Annotated in this window: 18 protein-coding genes; 8 read left to right on the top strand and 10 right to left on the bottom strand. The window is 71.8% G+C overall.

The window, feature by feature from the left end; all coding sequences use genetic code 11:
* Window positions 1-2: 2 nt before the first annotated feature.
* Both QWM81_RS24485 and QWM81_RS24490 read left to right on the top strand, forming a co-directional pair.
* A complete protein-coding gene (locus tag QWM81_RS24485; protein ID WP_290114498.1) occupies window positions 3-1220 on the top strand; it encodes an acetyl-CoA C-acetyltransferase in 1218 nt (405 codons plus the stop codon).
* 33 nt (window positions 1221-1253) lie between these two features.
* Window positions 1254-3434, top strand: a complete 2181-nt coding sequence (locus QWM81_RS24490; protein WP_290114499.1) for a 3-hydroxyacyl-CoA dehydrogenase NAD-binding domain-containing protein — start codon at window positions 1254-1256, stop codon at window positions 3432-3434.
* On the opposite strand, the gene QWM81_RS24495 is transcribed toward QWM81_RS24490, so the two are convergent.
* Entirely contained in the window at window positions 3424-4068 is a 645-nt protein-coding gene (locus QWM81_RS24495) for a gamma carbonic anhydrase family protein (RefSeq protein WP_290114500.1), read from the bottom strand. The genes QWM81_RS24490 and QWM81_RS24495 overlap by 11 nt on opposite strands.
* Before the next feature lie 21 nt (window positions 4069-4089).
* Window positions 4090-4893 (bottom strand): MerR family transcriptional regulator, encoded by an 804-nt coding sequence (locus QWM81_RS24500; protein ID WP_290114501.1) that lies wholly within the window; start codon window positions 4891-4893, stop codon window positions 4090-4092.
* Window positions 4894-5076: 183 nt separating this feature from the next.
* On the opposite strand from QWM81_RS24500, the gene QWM81_RS24505 reads away from it, so the two are divergent.
* Window positions 5077-5955: an oxygenase MpaB family protein gene (locus tag QWM81_RS24505; RefSeq protein WP_290114502.1), complete on the top strand. Its 879-nt coding sequence runs from the start codon at window positions 5077-5079 to the stop codon at window positions 5953-5955.
* On the opposite strand, the gene QWM81_RS24510 is transcribed toward QWM81_RS24505, so the two are convergent.
* The 4 genes from QWM81_RS24510 to QWM81_RS24525 form a co-directional block, all read right to left on the bottom strand.
* A complete protein-coding gene (locus QWM81_RS24510; RefSeq protein WP_290114503.1) occupies window positions 5927-7327 on the bottom strand; it encodes a GH1 family beta-glucosidase in 1401 nt (466 codons plus the stop codon). The two genes, QWM81_RS24505 and QWM81_RS24510, sit on opposite strands and share 29 nt — an antisense overlap.
* A gap of 66 nt (window positions 7328-7393) precedes the next feature.
* Entirely contained in the window at window positions 7394-8302 is a 909-nt protein-coding gene (locus tag QWM81_RS24515) for a carbohydrate ABC transporter permease (protein ID WP_435372443.1), read from the bottom strand.
* Complete coding sequence (locus tag QWM81_RS24520) at window positions 8299-9249, bottom strand: carbohydrate ABC transporter permease (protein WP_435372444.1); 951 nt, start codon at window positions 9247-9249, stop codon at window positions 8299-8301. Before QWM81_RS24520 ends, QWM81_RS24515 begins: the two co-directional genes overlap by 4 nt.
* Before the next feature lie 458 nt (window positions 9250-9707).
* On the bottom strand, window positions 9708-11018 hold the full coding sequence (locus QWM81_RS24525) for an ABC transporter substrate-binding protein (protein ID WP_290114504.1): 1311 nt from the start codon (window positions 11016-11018) through the stop codon (window positions 9708-9710).
* Window positions 11019-11269: 251 nt separating this feature from the next.
* Here QWM81_RS24525 and QWM81_RS24530 point away from each other — a divergent pair, with 251 nt between their 5' ends.
* Window positions 11270-14041 (top strand): glycosyl hydrolase, encoded by a 2772-nt coding sequence (locus QWM81_RS24530; RefSeq protein WP_290114505.1) that lies wholly within the window; start codon window positions 11270-11272, stop codon window positions 14039-14041.
* Between the two features lie 69 nt (window positions 14042-14110).
* On the opposite strand, the gene QWM81_RS24535 is transcribed toward QWM81_RS24530, so the two are convergent.
* Together QWM81_RS24535 and QWM81_RS24540 are read right to left on the bottom strand one after the other, a co-directional pair.
* Window positions 14111-15151: a LacI family DNA-binding transcriptional regulator gene (locus tag QWM81_RS24535; RefSeq protein WP_290114506.1), complete on the bottom strand. Its 1041-nt coding sequence runs from the start codon at window positions 15149-15151 to the stop codon at window positions 14111-14113.
* Between the two features lie 150 nt (window positions 15152-15301).
* Entirely contained in the window at window positions 15302-16864 is a 1563-nt protein-coding gene (locus tag QWM81_RS24540) for a M1 family metallopeptidase (RefSeq protein WP_290114508.1), read from the bottom strand.
* Window positions 16865-17067: 203 nt separating this feature from the next.
* Here QWM81_RS24540 and QWM81_RS24545 point away from each other — a divergent pair, with 203 nt between their 5' ends.
* The 4 genes from QWM81_RS24545 (at window position 17068) to QWM81_RS24560 (ending at window position 24084) form a co-directional block, all read left to right on the top strand.
* Window positions 17068-19041, top strand: coding sequence for a Xaa-Pro dipeptidyl-peptidase (locus tag QWM81_RS24545; RefSeq protein ID WP_435372445.1), 1974 nt, complete (start codon window positions 17068-17070; stop codon window positions 19039-19041).
* Window positions 19038-20336, top strand: coding sequence for a M14 family metallopeptidase (locus QWM81_RS24550; protein WP_290114510.1), 1299 nt, complete (start codon window positions 19038-19040; stop codon window positions 20334-20336). Before QWM81_RS24545 ends, QWM81_RS24550 begins: the two co-directional genes overlap by 4 nt.
* 120 nt (window positions 20337-20456) lie before the next feature.
* A complete protein-coding gene (locus tag QWM81_RS24555; RefSeq protein WP_290114526.1) occupies window positions 20457-22187 on the top strand; it encodes a BCCT family transporter in 1731 nt (576 codons plus the stop codon).
* A 259-nt stretch (window positions 22188-22446) separates the two neighbouring features.
* Entirely contained in the window at window positions 22447-24084 is a 1638-nt protein-coding gene (locus tag QWM81_RS24560) for an ABC-F family ATP-binding cassette domain-containing protein (protein WP_290114511.1), read from the top strand.
* A gap of 6 nt (window positions 24085-24090) precedes the next feature.
* Here the strand turns inward: QWM81_RS24560 and QWM81_RS24565 are convergent, their stop codons facing one another.
* Window positions 24091-24264 carry a hypothetical protein gene (locus tag QWM81_RS24565; RefSeq protein WP_290114512.1) on the bottom strand — a complete coding sequence of 58 codons (174 nt, stop codon included), beginning with the start codon at window positions 24262-24264 and terminating at the stop codon, window positions 24091-24093.
* 145 nt (window positions 24265-24409) lie between these two features.
* On the bottom strand, window positions 24410-26821 hold the full coding sequence (locus QWM81_RS24570) for a Tex family protein (RefSeq protein ID WP_290114514.1): 2412 nt from the start codon (window positions 26819-26821) through the stop codon (window positions 24410-24412).

A 26821-nucleotide genomic window follows, 5' to 3' on the forward strand; every position in this document is an offset into this window, starting at 1 on the left:
CCGTGAGCACCGAAGCGTATGTGTACGACGCGATCCGCACCCCGCGCGGGCGCGGAAAGGCCAGTGGCGCCCTGCACGGCACCAAGCCGATCGACCTGGTGATCGGCCTCATCCACGAGCTGCGCGGCCGCTTCCCGGGGCTGGACCCGGCCGCCGTCGACGACATCGTGCTCGGCGTCGTCGGCCCGGTCGGTGACCAGGGCTCCGACATCGCCCGCATCGCGGCCATCGCCGCCGGACTGCCCGACACGGTCGCCGGCGTCCAGGAGAACCGCTTCTGTGCCTCCGGCCTCGAAGCCGTCAACCTGGCGGCGATGAAGGTCCGCTCGGGCTGGGAGGACCTTGTCCTGGCGGGTGGCGTCGAGTCCATGTCGCGCGTCCCGATGGCCTCGGACGGCGGCGCCTGGTTCAACGACCCGATGACCAACTGGGACACCAACTTCGTCCCGCAGGGCATCGGCGCCGACCTCATCGCCACGATCGAGGGCTACTCACGGCGTGATGTGGACGAGTACGCCGCGATGTCCCAGGAACGGGCCGCCACGGCCTGGAAGGACGGCCGCTTCGAACGGTCGGTCGTGCCCGTCAAGGACCGCCGCAGCGGCCTCGTCGTCCTCGACCACGACGAGCACATGCGGCCCGGCACCACCGCCGACACGCTCGCCTCCCTCAAGCCGTCCTTCGCGGACATCGGCGAGATGGGCGGCTTCGACGCCGTGGCGCTGCAGAAGTACCACTGGATCGAGAAGATCGACCACGTCCACCACGCCGGCAACTCCTCCGGCATCGTGGACGGCGCCGCGCTCGTCGCCATCGGCACGAAGGAGGTCGGCGAGCGGTACGGGCTCACCCCCCGCGCCCGTATCGTCTCGGCGGCCGTCTCCGGCTCCGAGCCGACCATCATGCTCACCGGCCCCGCGCCCGCGACCCACAAGGCCCTCGCCAAGGCCGGGCTCACCATCGACGACATCGACCTGGTCGAGATCAACGAGGCGTTCGCGGCGGTCGTGCTGCGCTTCGTCAAGGACATGGGCCTGTCGCTGGACAAGGTCAACGTCAACGGCGGCGCCATCGCCATGGGCCACCCGCTCGGCGCGACCGGCGCGATGATCCTGGGCACCCTCGTGGACGAACTGGAGCGCCAGGACAAGCGGTACGGCCTCGCCACCCTCTGCGTGGGCGGCGGCATGGGCATCGCCACCGTCGTCGAGCGCGTCTGACCGTCCCGTCCGAACCCCCTACGGAGAGCAGCAATGTCAGTGACCCCGACGAGTTCCACCATCCGCTGGGAACAGGACGAGACCGGCGTCGTCACCCTCGTCCTCGACGACCCCGACCAGTCCGCCAACACCATGAACCAGGCCTTCAGGGCCTCGATCGCGGCAATCGCCGACCGCGCGGAGGCCGAGAAGGACTCCATTCGCGGGATCGTCTACACCTCCGCCAAGAAGACCTTCTTCGCGGGCGGCGACCTCAAGGACATGAGGAAGGTCGGTCCCGAGGACGCCCAGCGGGTCTTCGACACCGCCACGGACATCAAGAGCTCCCTGCGCCGCATCGAAACCCTCGGCAAGCCCGTCGTCGCCGCCATCAACGGCGCGGCACTGGGCGGTGGTTACGAGATCGCGCTCGCCTGCCACCACCGCATCGCCCTCGACGCGCCCGGCTCCAAGATCGGCCTGCCGGAGGTCACCCTCGGCCTCCTCCCCGCGGGCGGCGGCGTCGCCCGTACCGTACGGCTGATGGGCATCGCCGACGCGCTGCTGAAGGTGCTGCTGCAAGGCACCCAGTACCCGCCGCGGCGGGCCCTGGAGAACGGCTTGGTCCACGAGGTCGCCGCCACGCGGGAGGAGATGCTCGCCAAGGCGCGCGCGTTCATCGACGCGCACCCCGAGTCGCGGCAGCCCTGGGACGTGCCCGGCTACAAGATCCCCGGCGGTACGCCGTCCCACCCGAAGTTCGCCGCCAACCTCCCCGCCTTCCCCGCCAGCCTCAAGAAGCAGCTGAACGGCGCTCCCTACCCCGCGCCGCGCGACATCCTCGCGGCCGCCGTCGAGGGCTCACAGGTCGACTTCGAGACCGCGATGACGATCGAGACCCGGTACTTCACCGAGCTGGTGACCGGACAGACCGCCAAGAACATGATCCAGGCGTTCTTCTTCGACCTCCAGGCGGTCAATTCCGGCGCCGGCCGCCCCCAGGGCATCGAGCCGCGCACCGTCCGCAAGGTCGCCGTCCTCGGCGCCGGCATGATGGGCGCCGGGATCGCCTACTCCTGCGCCAAGGCCGGCATCGACGTCGTCCTCAAGGACGTGTCGCCCGAAGCGGCCGAGAAGGGCAAGGGGTACTCGGTCAAGCTCCTCGACAAGGCGCTGTCCCGGGGCCGTACGACCGAGGCGAAGCGCGACGAACTGCTCGCCCGCATCACCCCGTCCGCCGACCCGGCCGACCTGGCCGGCTGCGACGCCGTCATCGAGGCGGTCTTCGAGGACACCGCGCTCAAGCACAAGGTGTTCCAGGAGATCCAGGACATCGTCGAGCCGGACGCGCTGCTGTGCTCCAACACCTCCACGCTGCCGATCACGGTGCTCGCCGAGGGTGTCGAGCGCCCGGCCGACTTCATCGGCCTGCACTTCTTCTCACCGGTCGACAAGATGCCGCTGGTGGAGATCATCAAGGGCGAGCGCACGGGAGACGAGGCGCTGGCGCGCGCCTTCGACCTCGTGCGGCAGATCAACAAGACCCCCATCGTCGTCAACGACTCGCGTGGCTTCTTCACCTCGCGCGTCATCGGCCAGTTCATCAACGAGGGCGTGGCGATGGTCGGCGAGGGCGTGGAGCCCGCCTCCATCGAGCAGGCCGCGGCGCAGGCGGGCTACCCGGCGAAGGTGCTGGCCCTGATGGACGAGCTGACGCTGACCCTCCCGCGCAAGATCCGCGACGAGACGCGGCGAGCCATCGAGGAGGCGGGCGGCGCCTGGACCGGGCACCCGTCGGACGCGGTGGTCGACAGGATGGTCGACGAGTTCGGCCGCACCGGCCGCAGCGGGGGAGGCGGCTTCTACGACTACGACGAGGACGGCAGGCGTACGCGCCTGTGGCCGGGGCTGCGTGAGCACTTCACCCGCGCGGACACGGCCGTCCCGTTCGAGGACATGAAGGAGCGGATGCTCTTCTCGGAGGCGCTGGACACGGTCCGCTGCCTGGAGGAGGGCGTGCTGACGTCGGTCGCCGACGCCAACATCGGCTCCATCATGGGCATCGGCTTCCCCGCGTGGACCGGCGGTGTGCTCCAGTACATCAATGGCTACGAGGGCGGCCTGCCCGGCTTCGTGGCGCGGGCGCGCGAGCTCACGGAGCGGTACGGGGAGCGGTTCCAGCCCCCCGCGCTGCTGGTGGCGAAGGCGGAGCGGGGCGAGACGTTCAGCGACTGACGTCCCCGCCGGGTCGGCCGTCCGGGTCCACCGGACGGTCGTCCCGGTGCCGCCCCAGCGCCCGCCCGTAGCGGCGGGAGATCTCCGGCATGAGCGACTCGCCCCGCGCCGGCCGCGCCAGGCCGAACACGTACCCGGGGAAGTCCAGTTCGCGCTGCACCGCCCAGATCTCGCCATGGTCCTCGGGCGGGAACAGCTGGCCGGGGTCACCGACGGCGACCCAGCCGATCGGCACGGTGGTGTCCTCGGGCAGAACCGTCCTGAGGTGGACGACGGCGTTGACACGGACCTCCGAACGGGCGCCGACGCGCGCCCCGTTGAACACCCGGCAGCCCGTCGCGAGGAACACCTCCTCGGCCACCGCGCACCCGACGAGGTACGCCCCCGGGCCGACGAGCACATGCCGCCCCAGCCGCAGCGGGTCCTGGCGCGTGCCGCGCAGCACCGCGTTCTCCATCACGATGCAGCCCTCACCGAGCTCGACGGGCCCGCCTTCGGCGGTCAGGACGGCACCGAACAGGACCCGGCAGTCGGGCCCCACCCGCACATCGCCGCTGAGCGTGGCATTGGGCGCGACATAGGCGGTGGGGTCGACCGTGGGCGTGCGACCGTCGTGTTCGAGCAGCAGGGCCATGGCCGCATCGTGCCACCCGGCTCACTCCGCGCGGAACGCGGCGCGCAGTTCCTGCTTCAGGGAGCGCTGGAAGGCGGTGACGAGCGCCTGGAGCACCAGCGGCTGCATATGGGCGGACAGCGACTTCATCGCCGCGACGTGCTCCGGGTCCGACTCGCGCTCGCGGTACGGGCTCCACACCTCGTCCCGGAACAGCCGCGTCAGCTCCTGCGCGGCCGAGCGGGTGTGCTCCAGCAGGACCGTGCGCGCGGCCAGGATCGTCTCGTGCGCGATGGGCACGTCCAGCAGCTGCACGCCCAGCCGCAGCAGGCCCGGGTCCACCCGGAAGGTGTCCTCGGCCTCCGTGCGGGCCAGCACCTCCATCGCGGCGAGCCGGTCCAGGTCCTCGTCCGCGAGCGCCCGGCCGGCACGCCGCTCCAGCTCCGCCCGGGACACCTCCTGCGCCGAGTCGGGGGCCCAGGTCGCCACGAGCGCCCGGTGGATGGCCAGATCGTGGGCGCTGAGGTCGGGCGGGAGCTGCTCCAGGTACCGTTCGATGGCGGCCAGGGTCATGCCCTGGTGCTGGAGCTCCTCGATGAGCGCCAGCCGGGACAGGTGCTCGGGCCCGTAACGCCCGACCCGGCGCGGACCGATCACCGGGGGCGGCAGCAGGCCACGAGTGCTGTAGAAGCGGACGGTCCGCACGGTGACGCCCGCCCGGGCGGCCAGCTCGTCCACGGTGAGCGCCGGCTGCTCGCGCTCCTGCGCCGGCTGCCGCGTCTGCTCCTGCGTCTGCTCCTGCGCCGGCTGCCGCGTCTGCTCCTGCGCCTCGGTTTCGGTCGCCATGGCGGGGCCTCACTTCCGGTGGTGCGGTGCGTCGGTGCAACAGTATTGCTGTCTCACCATTGATGTGAAAGCCGGATGATGCGAAAGCCCGGACCGGCGAGCCGGGGGCTGGTCCATCCCACGGCACATCAGTCGTGCGGACCCGGACCTCCACGCCGGCTTTCCCGCTCGCATACTGGAACCATGAGCACGTCACCCGCGCACGATCCCGCGCCGCCCCCGCCCGGCGGGGTGCTGTGGAGCCTCGCGGGCGACATCCGGGGCCTGCTCATGCTGCCCGCAGCGCTCGCGCTCCAGGTGGCCCACCCCGCCGTCGGCGCCGGTGTCGACGCGCACTCCGTCTTCCGTACCGACCCCTGGGGCCGCGGAGAGCGGTCTCTGCGCTCGCTCCAGCTGTGGGTGTACGGGGGCGAGACCGCCGCCGAGGAAGGCCGCAGGCTCCGCGCGTTCCACCGCACCATCCAGGGCACCGACACCCGAGGCCGCCGCTACCACGCCCTCGCCCCGGCCACCTACGCCTGGGTCCACGCCACCGGCTTCCCCGTCTTCCACCACGCCTACCGCTACCTCGTCCGGCCGATGACCGAGGCCCAGGAGCGCGAGCTGTACGCCGAGTGGCTCCAGGTCGGCCGCGTCCTCGGCATCCACGACCGGGACATGCCGCAGACGATCGAGGAATTCTGGCCGTACTACCGCAAGGTCCTCGCCGACGAGATCGAGGCCACCGCCGTCGTACGGGAACTCATCGCCACCGACAGCCCCGTCCCCCCGCCCGACCGGGGACCCCTGCCGCTGCGGCTCCTCCTCAGGCTCCTGTGGCCCGTGCTGCTCCCGCCGCTCGCCCGCTTCCGCCGCTTCCTCACCATCGGCCTGATGCCGCCCGACGCGCGCGAGGCGATCGGCCTGGAGTGGACGGACGAGCAGGAGCGGAGGCTGCGCCGCTTCGGAAGGGTCGTACGGGCCGTCGTGCCCGTACTCCCCGAGCGCCTGCGCTACCTCCCGCTCGCCCGGGAGGCGCGCAGGCACCACCGGCTCACTGGGGCAGCCCGCCGCGCGCGATGACGTCCGCGTACCAGCGCGCGCTGTCTTTGGGCGTACGGCGCTGCGACGCGAAGTCCACGTGCACGATCCCGAACCGCTTGCCGTAGCCGTACGCCCACTCGAAGTTGTCGAGCAGCGACCACAGGAAGTAGCCGCGCACGTCCACGCCGTCCGCCAGCGCCCGGTGCACCGCCGCCAGGTGGGCGTGCAGATACGCGACCCGCTCCGGATCGTGCACGTCGCCCGACGGGTCGGCGTAGTCGTCGTACGCCGCGCCGTTCTCGGTGATGACCAGCGGCACCTCGGGCAGCTCGTCGCGCAGCCGGGTCAGCAGCTCGTACAGGCCCTGTGCGTCCACCGGCCAGTCCATCGCGGTGCGGGGACCGGGCGCCGGGACGAAGCGGACGTGCCGGTCCGCGCCCGGCCAGGGCGAGGGGGACGCGGACGTACCGGCCGCGACAACGGTGGGGGAGTAGTAGTTGATGCCCAGCGAGTCGATGGGCGTGGCCGCCACCTCCAGGTCGCCGTCCCGCACGAACGACCAGTCCGTGAGCGCGGCCGTGTCCTCCACCAGGTCGGCGGGCAGCCGGCCGTGGAAGACCGGGTCCAAAAACACCCGGTTGCCCAGCGCGTCGATACGGCGGGCCGCGTCGCGGTCCGCCTCCGAGTCCGACAACGCGCGAACCGCGTGCAGGTTGAGCGTCAGGGAGATCTCCGCGGACGCCGGGAGCGCCGCCCGCAGCACCCGCACGGCGCGCCCGTGCGCCAGGTTCAGGTGGTGCGCGGCGCGCAGCGCGGCGACCGGGTCGGTACGGCCCGGGGCGTGCACCCCGGAGGCGTACCCGAGGAACGCGGCGCACCAGGGCTCGTTGAGCGTGGTCCACATGGCGACCCGGTCACCCAGGGCGCCGGCCACGAGCGCCGCGTACTCGGCGAACCGTTCCGCCGTGTCCCGGTGCGGCCAGCCGCCCGCGTCCTCCAGTTCCTGGGGCAGGTCCCAGTGGTAGAGGGTCGCGACCGGCCGGATGCCCGCCTCCCGCAACTCGTCGGTGAGCCGCCGGTAGAAGTCCAGGCCCTTCTGTTCGCCCGGGCCGCGCCCGGTCGGCTGGACCCTCGGCCACGAGACGGAGAACCGGTAGTCCGTCACCCCCAGGTCCCTCATCAGGGCCACGTCCTCGCGCAGCCGGTGGTAGTGGTCGGCGGCGATGTCACCGGTGTCGCCGTTGCGGACCTTGCCCGGCGTACGGCTGAAGGTGTCCCAGATCGACGGCGTCCGGCCGTCCTCGCCGGCCGCGCCCTCGATCTGGTACGCGGCCGTGGCCGTGCCCCAGCGGAAGCCCGCCGGGAAGGTCAGCTCCGTCGTCGGGTGGAGGCGTGCGTCGACAGCGGTCATGAGGAAACGTACTCCCAACAGAGGGGCCCAACAGTGGGGCCAACGGAGGTGGATGAGGCGTGCGCGTCAGCCCTTGACGGCGCCCTGCATGATGCCGCCGACGATCTGCCGGCCCAGCAGGCCGAAGACCAGCAGCACGGGCAGCGTGCCGAGCAGCGTGCCCGCCATGATCACCGACTGGTCGTGGACGTAACCGCCGCCGAGCTGGCGCAGCGCGACCTGCACGGTCGGGTTCTGCGAGGACAGCGCGACGATCGGCCAGAAGAAGTCGTTCCACGCGGCCATGAAGGTCAGCAGACCCAGCACCGCCATGCCCGGCCGGGCGATCGGGACGACGACCGACCAGAAGATCCGCGCCGAGGAGGCACCGTCCACCCGCGCCGCCTCGATCAGCTCGTCCGGCAGGGCCTGCACCAGGAACTGCCGCATGAAGAAGACCCCGAAGGCCGAGACCAGGCCGGGCAGGATCACCGACTGGAGCTGGTTGACCCACTCCAGCTTCGCGATCAGCATGAACAGCGGGATGACGCCGAGCTGCGGCGGGATCATCATCGTCCCCACCGTGACCGCGAGCAGCGCGCCCCGGCCACGGAAACGCAGCTTGGCGAAGGCGAACCCGGCGAGCGTGCAGCACAGCACCGTACCGACGGTGATGGACCCCGAGACGATCAGCGAGTTGAGGAGGGCCTTGCCGATGTCGGCCTCCTCCATCACCGCCTCGACGTTCCGCATCAGGTTCGGGCCGGGCAGGAGGGACGGCGGCACCTTCGCGAGGTCGGCGTTGGAGCGACTGGCCGCGACGATCGTCCAGTAGAACGGGAACGCCGACACCAGCACGGCCAGGATCAGCAGCGCGTACGCGAGCCGGCCGCCGTGCATGGTGCGACCGGCGCGCGACCTCTTCCTCCGTACGGGTACGGGGTCGTCCTCGACGGTGCCGGAACCGGACGGCGGGGCGGCGAGCGCGGCGGTCATCGGCTGGCCTCCTTGCGGGAACGGCGGCGCGCGATCAGGGCGTTGACCCCGACCAGCACCAGGATCAGCAGGAACATCACCCAGGCGATGGCGGCGGCCCGGCCCAGGTGGAAGAAGCCCCAGCCCTGCTCGTACATATAGAGACCGAGCGTCTGGTACTGGTGCGAGATGCCGCCCGAGATGGACCCCTCGAAGAGCAGCGGCTCACCGAAGAGCTGCGTCGCGCCGATCGTGGACACGACCGTGGTGAAGACGATCGTCGGACGCAGGCCGGGCAGCGTCACGTGGATGAACTGCCGCCAGCGCGACGCCCCGTCCATCTCGGCGGCCTCGTACAGCTCACTGGGGATGGACTGCATGCCCGCCAGGTAGATCAGCGCGTTGTAGCCGGTCCAGCGCCAGATGACGATGGTCGAGACGGCGATCTGGGAAGCGACGGTGCCGGTCTGCCAGTCGACCGGGCCGAACCCGACCAGCCCCAGGACGTAGTTGATGAGCCCGAAGTCCCGGCCGAAGAGCTGCGCGAACACCAGCGTCGCGGCGGCGACGGAGGTGGCGTACGGGAGCAGCATCGCCGTACGGAAGAACGTGCGCCCGCGCAGCCTGTAGTTGAGGAGGTGGGCCAGGCCGAGCGCCATCACCAGCTGCGGAACGGTGGAGATGACACCGATGGTGAAGGTGTTGCGCAGCGAGAGCCAGAAGTAGTCGTCGGTGAAGACCGCGGCGTAGTTGCCCAGACCGCGCCACTCCATGTCACCGGGGGTCTGGAGCTCGACCCGGTAGAGCGAGACGAAGGCCGTGTAGAGCAGCGGGAAGAGGCCGAAGGCGGCGAAGAGGGTGAAGAACGGGGCGAGGTACGCGTACGGCGAGACGGTGCGCCACGCGCGGCGCGCCGACGACGGCCGGGCGGCGGCCACGGCTTTCCCTGCCGGGGCGGTGAGGGTCACGGTTCGGCCCTTCGGGTGTGGGTACGGGTGCGGGTTGTTCCGGCCCGGCCCGGTGGGCGGAGGCCGGCCGGGTGTTGCGGTGGGGCCCCGCCCCGGGGGAGAGGCGCGGTGGGTGGTGTGCCGGGCGCGAAGCGACTGAGCGGGCGGAGCTGAGCCGGCGTCACTCTCCGCCGGAGCGGCGCCCCCGACGGTGCCCGTCCACGGACGGGCACCGTCGGCATGGGGGCCGCCGGCCGGGCCGCCCCGGGTGGGGCGGCCCGGGCTTGGTCGCCTTAGGGCGTGGAATCTCCGGACTTGGGGGCGCGGGCCCTGCGGCGCGGCGCCGCCACCCGAGCGGCGACCCCAGCGGGCTCGCCCGGTCATGGGCGCCTCCCGGCGGGCCCCCGGGCGGGGCGCCTCCGGGCTTGAGCGCCCTCGGTCGCGGACGCCCACTCCCACCCCGGCCGCCGGAGCCGGGGTCAGCCCGTCACGTTGGCCACGCCCTTCTTCGCGTTCGACCACGCCTCGGCCGGGGACGTCCCCTTCCGTTCCACCTCGCTCAGCGCGTTGGTGATCTGGTCGGCGACGCTCTTGTCGTGGATGCCGAGCACCTGCACCGGGGCCGCCTTGGCCGCGTCGCCGAAGATCCGGCCGATCGGGGCGTTGGAGAAGTACGGGTCCTTGGCGTCCGCGATCTTCGCGATGGCGCCCGTGGAGGACGGGAAGTTGCCCTGCGCGCGGAACAGCTTGGCCTGCTGCTCCGGAGCCGTGAGCCACTGGATCAGCTCGTACGCCTCCTTCTTGTGCTTGGCCGCGCGCGGCACGCTCAGGTACGAGCCGCCCCAGTTCCCCGCGCCGCCCGGCAGCTTGGCGATGTCCCACTTGCCCTTGCCGGCCTCACCGGCCTGGCCCTTGATGTAGCCGAGCATCCACGCGGGGCACGGGATCGTCGCGAAGGACCCGGCCGCGAACGCCTGGTTCCAATGCGGGGACCACTGGTCCAGCTTGGCGCTGAGCCCGGCGGCCGCGGCCTCGGTCGCGGTGTCCCACGCGGCCTTGACGGCCGGGTTGTCCTCGTAGATCAGCTTGCCCGAGGCGTCGTAGTACCGCTCCTCCTCCTGGCCGATCATGATCGTGAACAGGCTGCCCACGCTGTCCAGCCAGGCGCTCTTGGCCGGGGCCTTCGCCTTGTACTGCTTGCCGAGCGCCAGGTAGCCCTCCCACGTGGCCCACTTCTTCGCCAGCTCGGCCCGGTCGGTCGGCAGCCCCGCCTGCTTCAACAGGTCCGCGCGGTAGCACATCGCCTCCGGCCCGACGTCCGTGCCGAGCCCGAGCACCCCGCCGTCCTCGGTGGTCGCCGCCGACCACTTGGCCTCGGCGAACTGGCCCTTCAGGGTGTCCGCCCCGTACTTCCTCAAGTCCTCGAACTTGTCCGCCTGCTGCTGTGTGACGGACGCGATCCGGCCCACTTCGACGGCCTGTACGTCGGCGAGTCCGCCGCCACCGGCCAGCCGGGTCTGCAGGGACTTCCAGTAGTCCTGCTCGTCCTCGGTGTCGGTCTGCTTGATGGTGACGTCCGGGTGGAGCTTCTCGTACTCGGCGTAGAGCCCGGCCTCCTTGTAGCCGAACGAACCGAACAGGTCGACCGTGATCGTGGTCTTGCCGTCCTCGCTGCCGGACGTCCCGTCCGAGTCGCCGGATCCGCAGGCGGCGAGCAATACCCCGGAGAGCGCGACCGCACCGAGTCGGACGGCGGCCCTCCTGGCGGTGGCGGCTCGGGCGATGGGCATGGGAAGCCTCCCTTGGCTTCGGCGGGGGAGCGAGAGCGCGTCGCCGGGTGAGAGCGCTCTCAAGTGGTGCGTCTGGAGCGTGCCCCGCGCACCCGCTTCCCGTCAAGACTCGAACACATAACAGCTATGCCGCATCGCCAACTCTTGCGCGCCTCCTCTGTATTGACAGTCACGTTTCAGGAGTTTTACGTTCCTGGGCATCTGAGAGCGCTCTCGAATCGCTCTCCCGCCACCACTTCGAGGTGCCGTCCATGCCAACCCCCCGCACCCGACCAGCCGTACTGCTCCTCGCCACCGCCCTGGCCGCCGCCGGCCTCACCGCGACCGCCGCCACCCCCGCCGCGGCGGCCACCGTCCCCGTGGGAGCGGGCAGCTACTCCGACTCCCGGCCCGCCGGAACCTCCGGTCCCACCACCAACACCGGCACCCCCGTCAGCCCCAAGCTCACCCCGGCCGCCCAGGGCCAGCCCGTCCCCACCAACGACTGGTGGTCCTCGCTGGCCTTCCAGCGCTACGGGGACAATCCCTGGTCCACCCCCATGTACGGCCATCCCCTCACCTACCAGGCCACCGCCGCCGGCCTCGACATCGGCTACCCGACCGCCCCCGCGATCGTCGGCGACGGCCGCCAGTACGAGTACGCCCACAAGCGCGACCTCACCCTCGGGCTGACCGGCCTCAACTCGCCCGACACCAAGGCCGACGCCTGGTCCGACTGGACCGTCACCCCCTACTGGTCGGACGGCGCCCGCACCCTCCGTACGACCATCGGCCACGGCTCGCCGTTCGTATACGCCAAGGGCACCGGCGGCAGCGCGCGGGTCACCACCGCCACCGCCCCCACCGTCTTCGCCGACCAGGGCAACGTCCTCGGCATCACCGTCGCGGGCCACCACTACGCCCTCTTCGCCCCCACGGGCACTGACTGGACCGTCTCGGGCTCCACCCTGACGGCGGCCCTGGGCGCGAAGGACTACTTCTCGCTCGCGGTCCTGCCCTCGACCGACGCGCTGGCCACGTACCGGAAGTACGCCTTCAGCTTCGTGACCGGCTCCAAGGTCGCCTGGAGTTACAGCGGCGGCACCGTGCGGGCCACGTACAGCGTCACCACCCAGCCGCAGGAGGGCACCGAAGCCGGCACCCTCCAGGCGCTCTACCGCCACCAGTGGCTCAACACCACGGACCCGCTCACCCCGTACACGTACGTCTCACCGCGCGGCACCATGAAGGTCCGCGAGAGCCGCACCTTCACGACCAGCCAGCGGGCCGCCGCCGTACTGCCGGGGCTGCCGAAGTCGTCCGGTGTCGACCCGGCCCGGCTGCGCGGCTACCTCAACGAGGCCGCGAACGCCGCCGACCCCTTCTCCGGCGCCACCGACACCTACTGGACCGGCAAGGCACTCGGCCGCCTCGCCCAGCTGGTGCCGCTCGCCGACCAGACCGGCGAGAGCGCCACCCGCGACAAGCTGCTCGGCCTGCTCAAGGGCCGCCTCCAGGACTGGTTCACGGCGGGCGGCGCCAATGAGTTCTCGTACGACAAGAGCTGGAAGACCCTCACCGGCTACCCCGCCTCGTACGGCAGCGACACCGAGCTGAACGACCACCACTTCCACTACTCGTACTACGTCTACGCGGCCGCGATCGTCGCCCAGTACGACCCGGCGTGGGCCGCCGACTCCGCCTGGGGCGGCATGGTCAAGACCCTCGTACGTGACGCGGCCAACCCCAGCCGCACGGACACCGCCTTCCCCTTCCTGCGGGGCTTCGACGTGTACGCCGGCCACAGCTGGGCCTCCGGTCACCAGGGCTTCGCGGCCGGCAACAACCAGGAGTCGTCCTCGGAGTCGACCAACCTCAGCGCGGGCCTGATCCTGTGGGGCTCGGCCACCGGCGACACGGCCCTGCGGGACCTGGGTGTCTACCTGCTGACCACCGAGTCGGAGGCGATCGCCCAGTACTGGTTCGACGCCGACCAGCAGGTCTTCCCGGCCTCCTTCGGGCACGACACGGCCGGCATGGTGTGGGGGAGCGGCGCCGCCTACGCGACCTGGTGGACGGCCAACCCCGAGGAGATCCACGGCATCAACGTCCTGCCCGTGACCGGCGGTTCGCTGCACCTGGGCGGCGAGAAGGCGGCCATCCGCCGCAACATCGCCGAGATGGAGCGGGAGAACGGCGGCCCCGCCGTCGAATGGCGCGACATCCTCTGGGAGTTCCAGTCGCTCGCCGACCCGGCGGCCGCCAAGGCGAAGTGGGACGCGGGCCACGCCTCGTACACCCCGGAAGCGGGCGAGTCGAAGGCGCACACCTATCACTGGATCGCCACGCTGGACACCCTCGGCGCGCCGGACGCGACCGTGACCGGCGACATCCCGGCCTCGGCCGTCTTCACCAAGGGCACGGTACGGACGTACGCGGCGCACAACCACGGCGGCACCGCCCGCACCGTCACCTTCTCCGACGGCGCCAAGCTCACCGTCCCGGCCCGGTCCACCGCCACGGGCACCGGCTCGGGTGGCAGCGATCCGGGCCCGGCTCCCTCCACCGGCGACACCTTCCAGCTCCGCACCGGCGGCACCCTCACCACCGCCACCGGCGCGACGGCGGGGGCCGACACCATCGCCTCGGCGGGCGGCGCCAACCACGACGGCACCCCCCACCAGCCGCTGGTGTACGAGGCGAAGGGCGTGACCGGCACGCTGAAGCCGGGCGGCGCCACCGCCTTCCGCCTCCAGGTGGACGCGGGCACCACGGTCGGCCTCGGCCAGCAGGCGCGGATCAGCTACGACCTCACGGGTGACGGCACGTTCGAGCGGACGGAGACGTACCACTACTTCGCCACCGACCCGGTGGCCGGGTGGGAGGAGTACGGCCAGGCGCGTGGCCTGAAGGCGGCGACCGGCACGCTGGGCGACCTTCGCGGCGGCACCGTGCGCCTGGAGGTGTGGCACGCCATCGGCAACGGCACGGCGAGGCTCCAGACCGGCACGGATCGGTCAGTCCTGGTCATCCCGTACGGCTGAGCCGACTGCCGTACGGCTGAGTTCCCGTACGGCTGTGCCCGACTCCCGTACGGCTGAGTTCCCGTACGGCTAAGCCGATGCCCGCCGCACCAGTTCGGTCGGCGTGATCACCGAGCCCGGGGCGCCCGCCCCGGGCTCGGCCTGGTTCAGCACGCGCATCAGCAGCCGCACCATCAGGCGGCCCATGCCCTCGATGTCCTGGCGTACCGTCGTCAGCGCCGGCTCGGTCGCCGCCACGACCGAGGCCATGTCGTCGAAGCCCACCAGCGCCACGTCCTCGGGCACCCGCAGCCCGCGCTCGCGCAGCACGCGCAGCGCTCCCGAGGCCATCAGGTCGTTGGCGGCGAACACGGCGTCCAGGTCCGGCCGGCGCTCCAGCAGCTCCGCCATCGCCCGCGCCCCGCTCTCCACGGTGAAGTCGCCCTGCGCGATCAGCCCGGCGTCCGCGTCCAGCAGGACGTCCCGGTAGCCGTCGATCCGGTCGATCGCGGAGGTCTGGTCGCGCGGACCGGCGATGTGCGCGATGCGCTCACGCCCCAGCGACAGCAGGTGCCGCACGGCTTCCCTGGCGCCGCCCCGGTTGTCGCAGTCGACGTACGGGAACGCCGGCTCGGCGGCCGCGCCCGGCCAGCCCGGCCGCCCGCCGAACACCGCCGGCACCTGCACCCGCCGGATGACCGAGGGCAGTTCGTCGTCGTTGTGCACCGAGAAGGCGAGCGCGCCGTCGACATGGCCGCCGCCCAGGTAACGGGAGATCCGGTCGTAGTCACCGGGCCCCTCCACCCAGAGCAGCACCAGCTGGGAGTCGTGCGCGGTCAGCTCGCGGCTGATGCCACGCACCTGCTGCTCGAAGAACGGGTCGGAGAAGACCCGGAACTCCGGCTCGGCGATGATCACCGCGACGGCGCCGTTGCGCCGGGTGACCAGGGTCCGTGCCGCGTGGTTCGGGATGTAGCCGAGCTCCTCGACCGCCCGGCGCACCTTGTCCACCAGGGGCTGACGGACACCCGCCCCGCCGTTCACCACACGCGAGACGGTCGCCCGGGACACCCCGGCGCGGGCCGCGACGGCCTCCAGGGTGGGGCGGGAGCCGGGGGCCGGATCGGGCATGGGGGACAAGGGTGCTCCTCGGCGGCGCGGCGAAACCGTGTGTACAGGAGCAGGGTAACCGGTCGGCCGATGCTCTGAGAGCGCTCTCTCGCGGAGTGGACGGGCCGCCACCCCGCACAAGGGGGCGGCGGCTCCGCGGTGGCGCGTGCCTCAGTGGTCGTGACGGTGACCGCGGTCCTGACCGTGACCGTGACCGTGACCGTGGTCGTGGATCGTGTTGGTCGCGGCGATCTTCTGCCACGACTTCGGCTGCGCGGGCGCCGCGCCGGCCGCCCGCGACCGCGCCGCGATCCCGGACTCGGCCGCGGCGGGGGCCACCGCCGGGGCCGCCGGCTTCGACGGCTGGTAGAGCCACGTGTCGAAGAGCCCGGTGAGCGGCTTGCCGGAGACCCGCTCGGCGTACGCCACGAAGTCGCTCACCTTGGCGTTGCCGTAGGCGTGCTCGGCCGGCCAGCCCTCGAGGATCGCGAAGAAGTCCTCGTCGCCGACCTCGTTGCGCAGCGCCTGGAGGGCGAGGGCGCCCCGGTCGTACACGGCGAGGTCGAACTGTTTGTCCGGGCCCGGGTCGCCCGGCTTGACCGTCCAGAACGGGTCGTCGGCCGCGTGCTGCGCGTACACGTAGTCCGCCAGCTCCTGCGCCGTGCCCTCGCCCTCCTTCTCCGACCACAGCCACTGGCTGTAGCGGGCGAAGCCCTCGTTGACCCAGATGTCCTTCCAGCCGTGGACCGACACGCTGTCGCCGTACCACTGGTGCGCCAGCTCGTGCACGACCACCGACACGTTCGCCCCGCCCGCGAACTGGCGCGGGCTGTAGAAGGGCCGGGTCTGGGTCTCCAGCGCGTATCCGCTGGTCACATTGGGGACGTAGCCGCCGAGCGCGTTGAAGGGGTACGGTCCGAAGACCTCCTCCAGCCACTCCGCGACCTCCGCCGTGCGCTCGACGCTGGCCCGCGCCGCTCCCGCGTTGTCACCGAGGTCCTTGCTGTACGCGTTGAGGACGGGCAGCCCCTTGGCGGTCTTGTCGGTCGTGATGTCGAACGTGCCGACCGCGAGCGTGGCGAGGTAGGTCGCCTGCGGCTTGTTGGAGCGCCAGTTGAAGCGCGTCCAGCCGAGCCGGGACGACTGCGAGGTCAGGACGCCGTTGCTGATGGCCTGCGTCCCGTCCGGCACGGAGACCGAGATGTCGTACGTCGCCTTGTCCAGCGGATGGTCGTTGGACGGGAACCACCACACGGCCGAGTCCGGCTCCTGCGCGGCGACGCCGCCGTCCGGTGTGCGGTGCCAGGCCGTCCAGCCGCCTATCCTCAGCTCGGACGGCTTGCCCGCGTACCGTACGACGACCGATATGGCCCGGTTCTTCGCCAGCGGCGCGGCGGGAGTGACCTCCAGCTCATGGTCGCCGGAGGTGGTGAACCGCGCCTTCTTCCCGTTCACCCGCACCTCGCTGACCTTCAGTCCGAGGTCGAGGTTGAAGCGGGACAGGTTCTGTGTGGTGGTGGCGAGGATCGTCGCCGTACCTTCCAGCAGGTCCGTCTTCGGCTGGTACTTCAGGCGCAGGTCGTAGTGCGACACGTCGTAGCCGCCGTTGCCGCTGGCCGGGTAGTAGGCGTCGCCGATGCCCGGGGCGCCCGGCTTGTAGTCGGCGGCCGATGCCGGGATCGCCAGCAGCAGCGAGGCCGCGAGTGCGCTCGGGACGATCAGTCTGCGGTGCACGTCAAGCTCTCCAAGTCGTATGGACGGAGGTTTTCGTGAAACCCATTCAGCCTCTTGCGGCACAGTCATGTCCATGGTCGCCCCTGTCACATGATCGCCATCCGGACGACATGAAACACCACCGTCCGTACCGTCCCTTCCGACCGCTTTCGCCCGCCTACTGTCCCCTTTTATGCGCCAGTTGACCCGTGTACCTTCCGCCCATGCCGATACGTGCGCGGAGAACCCCCATGTCGAGCAGCGCCCTGGTGGTGGCCACAGCCGCCCTGACGACCGCACTGATGCCGCCGGGGAGCGCGCAGAGCGCGCCCGCCCGGGAATCGCAGCCCATCTACTCGTACGACAACGCCATCCGCGAGTCCGTGTGGGTGGACACCGGCCTGGACGGCGACCGCGACGGGAAGAGCGACCGGGTCGCCGTCGACATCATCCGGCCGCGCGAGACGGCCCAGCAGGGCCGCAAGATCCCCGTCATCATGGACGCCAGCCCCTACTACTCCTGCTGCGGGCGCGGCAACGAGAGCCAGAAGAAGACGTACGGCCCAAGCGGCGACCCCGTCCAGTTCCCGCTCTTCTACGACAACTACTTCGTCCCGCGCGGCTACGCCTTCGCCGCCGTCGACCTGGCCGGAACCAGCCGCTCGGACGGCTGCGACGACGTCGGCGGCCGCTCCGACGTCCAGTCCGCCAAGGCCGTCGTCGACTGGCTGAACGGCCGGGCCCGCGGCTACACCACCCGTACCGGCACCGAACGCGCCCACGCGACCGGCTGGTCCACCGGTGACACCGGCATGATCGGCAAGAGCTGGGACGGCACCATCGCCAACGGCGTCGCCGCCACCGGCGTCGAGGGCCTGAAGACCATCGTCCCGATCGGCGCCATCTCCTCCTGGTACGACTACTACTTCGCCAAGGGCGCCCCGCTGTACGACTCCGGGCCCGACTGGCTCTCGAACTACGTCAACAGCCCCGACGCCCGCGCCCGCTGCGGCCACGTCCAGCAACGCCTCGTGGACGGCGCGCCGCGCACCGGCGACTGGACCCGGCTGTGGGAGGACCGTGACTACGTCAAGGACGCGCACAAGGTGAAGGCCAGCGTCTTCGTCGTGCACGGGCAGCAGGACCTCAACGTCCGCGCCAAGCACTTCGGGCAGTGGTGGGACGCCCTCGCCGAGCAGGGTGTCGAGCGCAAGATCTGGCTCTCGCAGACCGGGCACGTCGACCCCTTCGACTTCCGCCGCGCCGACTGGGTACGCACCCTGCACCGCTGGTTCGACCACCAACTGCTCGGCTACCGGAACGGCGCTCAGAGCGAGCCGATGGCGGACATCGAGCGGGCCCCCGGGCAGTGGTCCACCGACCGCGTCTGGCCGCCACGCGCCACCGCCACCACCACGCTCCGCCCCGGCAAGGGAGCGGCGCCCGGTGTCGGCACCCTGGGCCTGGTGCCGCCCCGGCCCGGAGCCACCGAGACGTTCACCGACGACCCCGCGCTCGGCGAACTGGACTGGGCCGCGCACATCGACAGCTCCACGCCCTCCAAGGCCGGCTTCGTCTCCCGCCCGCTCGCCAAGGACCTGCGCCTGTCCGGCGCCTCCTCCGTCACCGTCACGGCCACCCCGAACACCACGAGCGCCCACCTGTCCGCCGTCCTCGTGGACCTCGGGCCCGACACCATCCGCGACTACACGGCTCGCGGCGAAGGCATCACCACCCTGCCCGAACGCACCTGCTGGGGCGCGAGCACGACCGGTGACAGCGCCTGCTTCAAGGAGACGGCGGCGAAGACCGCGGACGTCGGCTTCACCGTCTTCAGCCGTGGCTGGGCCGACCTCGGCAACTGGGCCGACGAGCACGAAGGCCGCCCCCTGACCCCCGGCAAGGCCCACACCATCACGCTCGACCTGGCCTCCGCCGACCATGTCATCCCGGCCGGACACCGCCTCGCGCTCATCATCGGCGGCACCGACAAGGACCTCATCGACCCTCCCGCGTCCACCCCCACCCTCACCCTCGACCTCGCCCGCACCACCGCGAGGCTCCCCATCGTCGGCGGCGCCGGGGCCTATCTGCGCGCCACCTCCGGCACGATGCGCCAGGCGCCGCACCAGACCCCCCTGGCCGGCGTCACCACCCCGCGCCCCATCCCGCCGATCCCCGGAGGCAGCACCCGATGACCCCACGCGCCGCACGCGTCCGCGCCCTCGCCGTGACCGTCACCGCCGCCGCCCTCGCCCTCCCGCTGATCACCGCCCCAGCCCAGGCCTCGCCCACCCCGCCGCCCCGCACCGGCTTCGAGACCAGCCACGGCGCCCGCTGGACCACCCAGCCCGAGGAGCAGCGCTTCCTCACCGCCGTCGACCGGGCGAGCGACCGCGTGTCGATGACGCGCATCGGCACCACCCGGCAGGGCCGTCCCCTCCAGCTCGTACGGATCTCCACCGCCCCCACCACCAACACCGTGCTCCTCATCTGTGCCCAGCACGGCGATGAGCCGTCCGGCCGCGAGGCCTGCCTGACCACGGTCCGCGACCTCGCGTACGCCGAGGACCGTGAGACCCGGCGCTTCCTCGCCCGTACGACCGTCCTCGTCATCCCCACCGCCAACCCCGACGGCCGCGCGGCCGGCACCCGCACCAACGCCGAGGGGGCCGACATCAACCGCGACCACATCGCGCTCAGGACCGCCGAGGGCCGCGCCATGGCCGCCGTGATCCGCGACCACAAGCCCGATGTCGTCTACGACTTGCACGAGTACGGCGCCACCCCGCCGTACTACGACAAGGACCTGCTCGCGCTGTGGCCGCGCAACCTCAACACCGACGCCCACGTCCACGACGAGGCGCACACCCTGTCCGAGTCGTACGTCCGCCCGACCGCCGAACGGGCCGGGTTCACCAGCGGGGTCTACGGCATCTGGACCGACCCCGTCACCGGAGAGCCCGTCAAGCAGGTCGCGGGCGACGGCCAGGAGCGCATCCTGCGCAACGCGGCGGGCGTCAAGCACGCCATCGGGCTGCTCGTGGAGACCCGCGTCGACCCCCTTGACGACGCGGAGCAGAAGAACCCGGCCCTCAACAACCGACGCCGCGTCGACACCCAACTGGCCGCCCTGGACGGGCTCTTCGCGTACGTGGACGACCGGCGGCCCGCCATCGAGGCGGCCACCACGACGGCCCGGCTGGCGGGCTTGCGCGACCGGGGCCCGGTCCACCTGGGCGGGGCCGACAACGACCCGGCGGAGCCCTCGGAAACCCTCCAGGACCCGCCCTGCGGCTACCGGCTCAGCCCCGCCCAGTACGCCGACGTCGGCGACGAACTGGCCCTCCACGGCGTCAGCGCCAGGGCCGGCGGCGACGGTGCCGGGGCGTTCGTACCCCTGCGGCAGTCCCGGCGCGCCCTGGTGCCGCTGCTGCTCGACACCCGCGCGGCCTACCACCTCACCGCCGGGCAACCAGTCGCCGCCTGTTGATGCCGGGAGGTGTGGGACCTGTGTGGTAGGGGGTACCGGAGAGCGAAAACAGGCTCCATGAACTGCTGAAAGGTGCCGCTTGTGTCGCACGACGAACAGAAACCGGGGCAACGGAGGCGGCTGCCCGTGAAGGCGGCCCTCCCGGGCCGCCACCCCCACGAGGACAGGCCCCCCGTCACCGACCGGGTGGTGTTCGGCGTGACGGCCGTGCTCACCCTCGCCTTCGTGGCCTGGGGATCCGTCGCCACCAAGTCGCTGGAGAACATCTCCGACACGATGCTGAGCGGCCTGATGCACCACGGCGGCTGGGCCTTCGTCCTGGCCGCCTCCGGCTTCGTGGTCTTCGCTCTCTGGCTCGCCGTCAGCCGCTACGGCAGGATCCAGCTCGGCCAGGAGCACGAGGAGCCCGAGTTCCGTACGGTCTCATGGGTCGCGATGATGTTCAGCGCGGGCATGGGCATCGGCCTGATGTTCTACGGGGTCAGCGAGCCCCTCGCGCACTACACCACCCCGCCCCCGGGCACCGACCCCGCCGACTCGGCGGACGCCATGCAGACGGCGCTGGCCACGACCCTCTTCCACTGGACCCTCCACCCCTGGGCGATCTACGCGGTCGTGGGCCTCGCCATCGCGTACAGCACCTTCCGGCGCCGCAGGCGGCAGACGATCAGCGCCGTCTTCGAGCCGCTGATCGGCAAGAAGCGCGCCAACGGGGCACCGGGCCGGGTCATCGACATCCTCGCGATCTTCGCCACGCTCTTCGGCTCCGCCACCTCCCTCGGCCTCGGCGCCCTGCAGATCGGCAGCGGATTCCGGGAACTGGGCTGGATGGAGAAGGCGGGCACCGGGCTGCTCGTCTCCATCATCGGCGTGCTGACGGTGTGCTTCGTCTTCTCCGCCGTCTCCGGGGTCGAGCGGGGCATCCAGTGGCTGTCCAACACCAACATGGTGCTGGCCGTGGTGCTCGCCCTGTTCGTGTTCCTCGCGGGCCCCACCATCCTCATCCTCGACCTGATCCCCACCTCCCTCGCCTCCTACGTCGGTGAGCTGCCGCAGCTCGCCGGCCGTACCGAGGCGGCGGCCGGCGGCGGCGACGTCGCCGACTGGCTGAGCAGCTGGACGGTCTTCTACTGGGCCTGGTGGATCTCCTGGACCCCGTTCGTCGGCATGTTCATCGCCCGGATCAGCCGTGGCCGGACGATCCGCCAGTTCATCGGCGGCGTGATCCTGGTGCCCAGCGCGGTGAGCCTGGTCTGGTTCGCCATCTTCGGCGGTACGTCCATGCGCCTCCAGGAGCAGGGACGGCTCGGCGACGAGGCGACACCCGAGGGCCAGCTCTTCGGCGTGCTCCAGGAGTTCCCGATCGCCGGCGTGATGAGCCTGCTCGTGATGGTCCTGGTCGGGATCTTCTTCATCTCCGGAGCCGACGCCGCCTCGATCGTGATGGGCACGCTCTCGCAGGGCGGCACCTTCGAACCCGCCCGGCTGGTGGTCATCTTCTGGGGCGTGGTGACCGGTGGCGTGGCGGCCGTGATGCTGCTCGTCGGCCAGGGCAAGGGCGACGCCCTCGCCGGACTGCAACATCTCACGATCCTCGTCGCGGCCCCGTTCGTGCTGGTGATGGTGGGCATGTGCCTGTCCCTGATGCGGGACCTGCGCCAGGACCCGCTGATCGTGCGGGGCGAGCTCGCCGAGGAGGCCGTGGAGGAGGCGGTGATCGCGGGCCACGAGAAGTACGCGGGCGACTTCGAGATCCGCATCGGCCCCGGCACGACGACACCGAGGGGCGACCAGCCCCCGGCCCCCGGCCGCGACCGGAACCGCGACCGCGACGGGGGCGAGCCCACCTGACGCGCCGCCCCCTCTCCCTGTGCCGCCGTGCCGGGGGAGGGGGCTCCTCGCGCTGGACCGCGATGGCGTCCGGGGCGAGCCCACCTGACGCGCCGCCCCGCCTCCCGTGCGCCACCGCGCCGGGAGGCGGGGACCTCGCCCGGACGGAGGCGCACTGCGGCTCCCTGGCCGCGCGCCGCCCTCGGCGACGGCGGCGCAATCCGGCTCCTGGCGCCCTCGGCGAACTCGCCGGATCGCTCTGGCTAGGATTTACGCCCTGATGACTGCAACCCTCGTCGCCAAGGACCTCGCCGCCGGCCACGGCGAACGCTCCCTCTTCTCCGGCCTCGACCTCGTCGTCGCGCCCGGCGACGTGATCGGCCTGGTCGGCGCCAACGGCGCCGGCAAATCGACCCTGCTGCGGCTCCTGGCCCGGCTCGACACGCCCGAGCACGGGGAGCTGCGCCTCTCGCCGCCCACCGCCACCGTGGGCCACCTCCCGCAGGAGCCCGAGCGCCGCGCGGGCGAGACCGTACGGGACTTCCTCGCCCGCCGTACCGGTGTCGCCGCCGCCCAGATCGCGATGGAGGAGGCCACCCAGGGTCTGGTCAACGGCACGCCCGGCGCCGACGACGCGTACGCCGTCAGCCTGGAGCGCTGGCTGGACCTGGGCGGCGCCGACCTCGATGAGCGGGCCGAGGAAGTGGCCGCCTCCCTCGGTCTGACGGTCGGGCTCGACCAGCCGATGACCTCCCTCTCCGGCGGCCAGGCCGCCCGCGCCGGACTCGCCTCGCTGCTCCTCTCCCGGTACGACGTCTTCCTGCTGGACGAGCCGACCAACGACCTCGACCTCGACGGCCTGGAGCGGCTGGAACGCTTCGTCCAGGGCCTGCGCGCCGGGACGGTCGTCATCAGCCACGACCGCGAATTCCTCACCCGCACCGTCACCAAGGTCCTCGAACTGGACCTGGCGCAGCAGGAGATCACACTGTACGGAGGCGGTTACGAGGCGTACCTGGAGGAGCGGGAGACCGCCCGTCGGCACGCCCGCGAGGAGTTCGAGGAGTACGCCGACAAGAAGGCCGCCCTCGAAGGCCGCGCCCAGACGCAGCGTTCCTGGATGGACAAGGGCGTCAAGAACGCCCGCCGCAAGGCGACCGACAACGACAAGATCGGCCGCAAGTTCCGCAGCGAGGCAAGCGAGAAGCAGGCGGCCAAGGCGCGCCAGACACAGCGCATGATCGAGCGCCTCGACACCGTCGACGAGCCCCGCAAGGAGTGGGAGCTGCGGATGGAGATCGCCGCCGCCCCGCGCTCCGGCTCGGTCGTGGCGACCCTGCGCGACGCCGAAGTGGACCGCGGCGACTTCCACTTCGGCCCGGCCTCGCTCCAGATCGACTGGGCCGACCGGGTCGCCATCACCGGCGCCAACGGCGCGGGCAAGTCGACCCTGCTCGCCGCCCTCCTGGGCCGCCTCCCGCTGGACGCGGGCCATGCCTCACTGGGCGCGGGCGTCGTCGTCGGCGAGGTCGACCAGGCCCGCAGGCTCTTCCACGGCTCCGAGTCCCTGCTCGACGCGTTCTGCGCCGCCGTACCCGACACGGAACCGGCCGAAGTGCGCACGCTGCTCGCCAAGTTCGGGCTGAAGGCGGCCCACGTACTGCGCCCCGCGACCACCCTGTCGCCCGGCGAACGCACCCGTGCCGCCCTCGCCCTGCTCCAGGGCCGTGGCGTCAACCTGCTGGTCCTGGACGAGCCGACCAACCACCTCGACCTGCCGGCCATCGAACAGCTGGAGTCGGCCCTCGACTCGTACGAGGGAACCCTGCTCCTGGTCACGCACGACCGGCGCATGCTGGACGCGGTCCGTACGACACGCCGGATCGAGGTGGCGGCCGGCAAGGTCACCGAGGAGTGAGGACCGCTACGGGCGGTCCTCCGGCTCCTCGTACACGTCGTCCTCCGACAGCACCCCCTCGGGCTCACGCGGCTGCGCGGCCCGGTCGCCGGGCTTGCGCTCCTGCTGCCGCTCCGCCTCCCGCTTCTCCTCCTCGAGACGCTTGCGGACCTCTTCGGGCTTGTCTCCGACCTGGTTCATGACCGTCTCCGTCCTCTCCGTCGTCCTCCGTCGTCTTCCGCCGCTGGATGGTCCTGCGACGCGGCCAGGGTCACACAGCCGGAACGCGCCCGCACGCCGGCCGGGGTGGGCAGGAGCCCCCTGCCCACCCCGGCCCACGCCCCTCTCAGCGGCGGCCCTTGCCGCCTGCGCCGCCTCCGCCCAGCAGCCCCGCCTTGCGCAGGGCGTCCGCCATCGCACTGTTCGCCGGCGCGGGCGCCGGGGCCTGCGCCGGGCGGCCGCCACCGCCACCGCCGCCGCCCCCGCGCCGATCCCGGTCACGGCCACCGCCGCCGCCCTGGCGCTGCTGCGGCGGCCGCGGTCCGCCGCGCTCCCGCTTCGGCGCGCCCGAGTCCGTGGTCTCGTCGTCCAGCCGCAGCGTCAGGGAGATCCGCTTGCGCGGAATGTCCACGTCCAGCACCTTCACCTTCACCACGTCACCCGGCTTCACCACCTCGCGCGGGTCCTTGACGAAGTTCCGCGACATCGCCGAGACGTGGACCAGCCCGTCCTGGTGCACACCGACGTCCACGAAGGCGCCGAAGGCCGCCACGTTCGTGACGACACCCTCCAGCACCATCCCCGGCGCCAGGTCGCCGATCTTCTCGACGCCCTCCTTGAAGGTGGCCGTCCTGAACGCGGGCCGCGGGTCACGCCCCGGCTTCTCCAGCTCCCGCAGGATGTCGGTGACCGTCGGCAGACCGAACGTCTCGTCCACGAAGTCGTCCGGCCGCAGCGACCGCAGCACCGGCGTGTTGCCGATCAGCGACGCGACCTCACCGCCCGTCGTCTTCACCATCCGCCGCACCACCGGGTACGCCTCCGGGTGCACGCTGGACGCGTCCAGCGGGTCGTCGCCGCCCCGGATCCGCAGGAAGCCCGCGCACTGCTCGTACGCCTTCGGGCCGAGCCGCGCCACGTCCTTGAGTGCCTTGCGCGACCGGAAGGGGCCGTTGGCGTCCCGGTGCGCCACGATGTTCTCGGCGAGCCCCGCGCCGATGCCGGACACGCGCGACAGCAGCGGCGCGGAGGCGGTGTTGACGTCGACGCCGACACCGTTCACACAGTCCTCGACCACCGCGTCCAGCGAGCGCGACAGCTTCACCTCGGACAGGTCGTGCTGGTACTGGCCGACGCCGATCGACTTCGGGTCGATCTTCACCAGCTCGGCCAGCGGGTCCTGGAGCCGGCGCGCGATCGAGACGGCGCCGCGCAGCGACACATCCAGCTCCGGCAGCTCCTGCGAGGCGAACGCGGAGGCCGAGTACACCGACGCGCCCGCCTCCGACACCATCACCTTGGTGAGGTTCAACTCCGGGTGTTTGGCGATCAGTTCACCGGCGAGCTTGTCGGTCTCGCGGGACGCGGTGCCGTTGCCGATGGCGATCAGCTCGACCGCGTGCTCCTTCGCGAGCCGCGCCAGGGTCACCAGCGACTGGTCCCACTTGTTGGCGGGCACGTGCGGGTAGATCGTGTCGGTGGCGACGACCTTGCCGGTCGCGTCCACGACGGCGACCTTCACGCCCGTACGGAAGCCGGGGTCGAGCCCGAGGGTCGCGCGCGTCCCGGCGGGCGCCGCGAGCAGCAGGTCGCGCAGGTTCGCGGCGAAGACCCGGACCGCCTCGTCCTCCGCCGCCGTACGCAGCCGCAGCCTGAGGTCGATCCCGAGGTGGACGAGGATGCGGGTGCGCCACGCCCAGCGGACCGTGTCGGCGAGCCACTTGTCGCCCGGCCGCCCCTGCTGGGAGATCCCGAACCGGGAGGCGATGATCCCCTCGTACGACGAAGGCCCCTCGACCGGCTCCTCCGGCTCCAGGGTCAGGTCGAGGACTTCTTCCTTCTCGCCCCGGAACATCGCCAGCACCCGGTGCGAGGGCAGCTCGGTGAACGGCTCGGTGAAGTCGAAGTAGTCGGCGAACTTCGCGCCCGGCCCCTCTGTGGCGTCGCCTTTGCCCGCCCGCACCTTCGCCACCAGCCGCCCGCGCGTCCACATCCGCTCGCGCAGCTCGCCGATCAGGTCGGCGTCCTCCGAGAACCGCTCGGTGAGGATGGCGCGGGCGCCCTCCAGCGCGGCGGCCGGGTCCGCGACGCCCTTGTCGGGGTCGACGAACGCGGCGGCCGCGGCGAGGGGCTCCACCGACGGGTCGGCAAGCAGGCCCTCGGCCAGCGGCTCAAGACCGGCCTCCCGCGCGATCTGCGCCTTGGTGCGCCGCTTGGGCTTGAACGGCAGGTAGATGTCCTCCAGCCGCGCCTTGGTGTCGGCGGCGAGGATCCGCGCCTGAAGCTCCTCGGTCAGCTTGCCCTGCTCGCGTACGGAGTCGAGGACGGCGGCCCGCCGGTCCTCCAGCTCCCGCAGATAGCGCAGCCGCTCCTCCAGCGTGCGCAGCTGCGCGTCGTCGAGCATCTCGGTCGCTTCCTTGCGGTAGCGCGCGATGAACGGAACGGTCGACCCGCCGTCGAGCAGCTCGACGGCCGCCCTCACCTGCCGCTCGCGTACGCCGAGCTCCTCGGCGATCCTGCCTTCGATGGACGTCGTCAC

It is taken from the genome of Streptomyces ficellus, assembly GCF_030406405.1.
Classification (GTDB): domain Bacteria; phylum Actinomycetota; class Actinomycetes; order Streptomycetales; family Streptomycetaceae; genus Streptomyces; species Streptomyces ficellus_B.

Bases quoted from the DNA above. Each gene is read 5' to 3' on its own strand.
- QWM81_RS24530 (WP_290114505.1), top strand. From the start codon at position 11,270: ATGCCAACCCCCCGCACCCGACCAGCCGTACTGCTCCTCGCCACCGCC.
- QWM81_RS24525 (WP_290114504.1), bottom strand. From the start codon at position 11,018: ATGCCCATCGCCCGAGCCGCCACCGCCAGGAGGGCCGCCGTCCGACTC.
- QWM81_RS24565 (WP_290114512.1), bottom strand. From the start codon at position 24,264: ATGAACCAGGTCGGAGACAAGCCCGAAGAGGTCCGCAAGCGTCTCGAG.
- QWM81_RS24490 (WP_290114499.1), top strand. From the start codon at position 1,254: ATGTCAGTGACCCCGACGAGTTCCACCATCCGCTGGGAACAGGACGAG.
- QWM81_RS24510 (WP_290114503.1), bottom strand. From the start codon at position 7,327: ATGACCGCTGTCGACGCACGCCTCCACCCGACGACGGAGCTGACCTTC.
- QWM81_RS24560 (WP_290114511.1), top strand. From the start codon at position 22,447: ATGACTGCAACCCTCGTCGCCAAGGACCTCGCCGCCGGCCACGGCGAA.
- QWM81_RS24495 (WP_290114500.1), bottom strand. From the start codon at position 4,068: ATGGCCCTGCTGCTCGAACACGACGGTCGCACGCCCACGGTCGACCCC.
- QWM81_RS24535 (WP_290114506.1), bottom strand. From the start codon at position 15,151: ATGCCCGATCCGGCCCCCGGCTCCCGCCCCACCCTGGAGGCCGTCGCG.
- QWM81_RS24515 (WP_435372443.1), bottom strand. From the start codon at position 8,302: ATGACCGCCGCGCTCGCCGCCCCGCCGTCCGGTTCCGGCACCGTCGAG.
- QWM81_RS24500 (WP_290114501.1), bottom strand. From the start codon at position 4,893: ATGGCGACCGAAACCGAGGCGCAGGAGCAGACGCGGCAGCCGGCGCAG.
- QWM81_RS24505 (WP_290114502.1), top strand. From the start codon at position 5,077: ATGAGCACGTCACCCGCGCACGATCCCGCGCCGCCCCCGCCCGGCGGG.
- QWM81_RS24550 (WP_290114510.1), top strand. From the start codon at position 19,038: ATGACCCCACGCGCCGCACGCGTCCGCGCCCTCGCCGTGACCGTCACC.
- QWM81_RS24545 (WP_435372445.1), top strand. From the start codon at position 17,068: ATGCCGATACGTGCGCGGAGAACCCCCATGTCGAGCAGCGCCCTGGTG.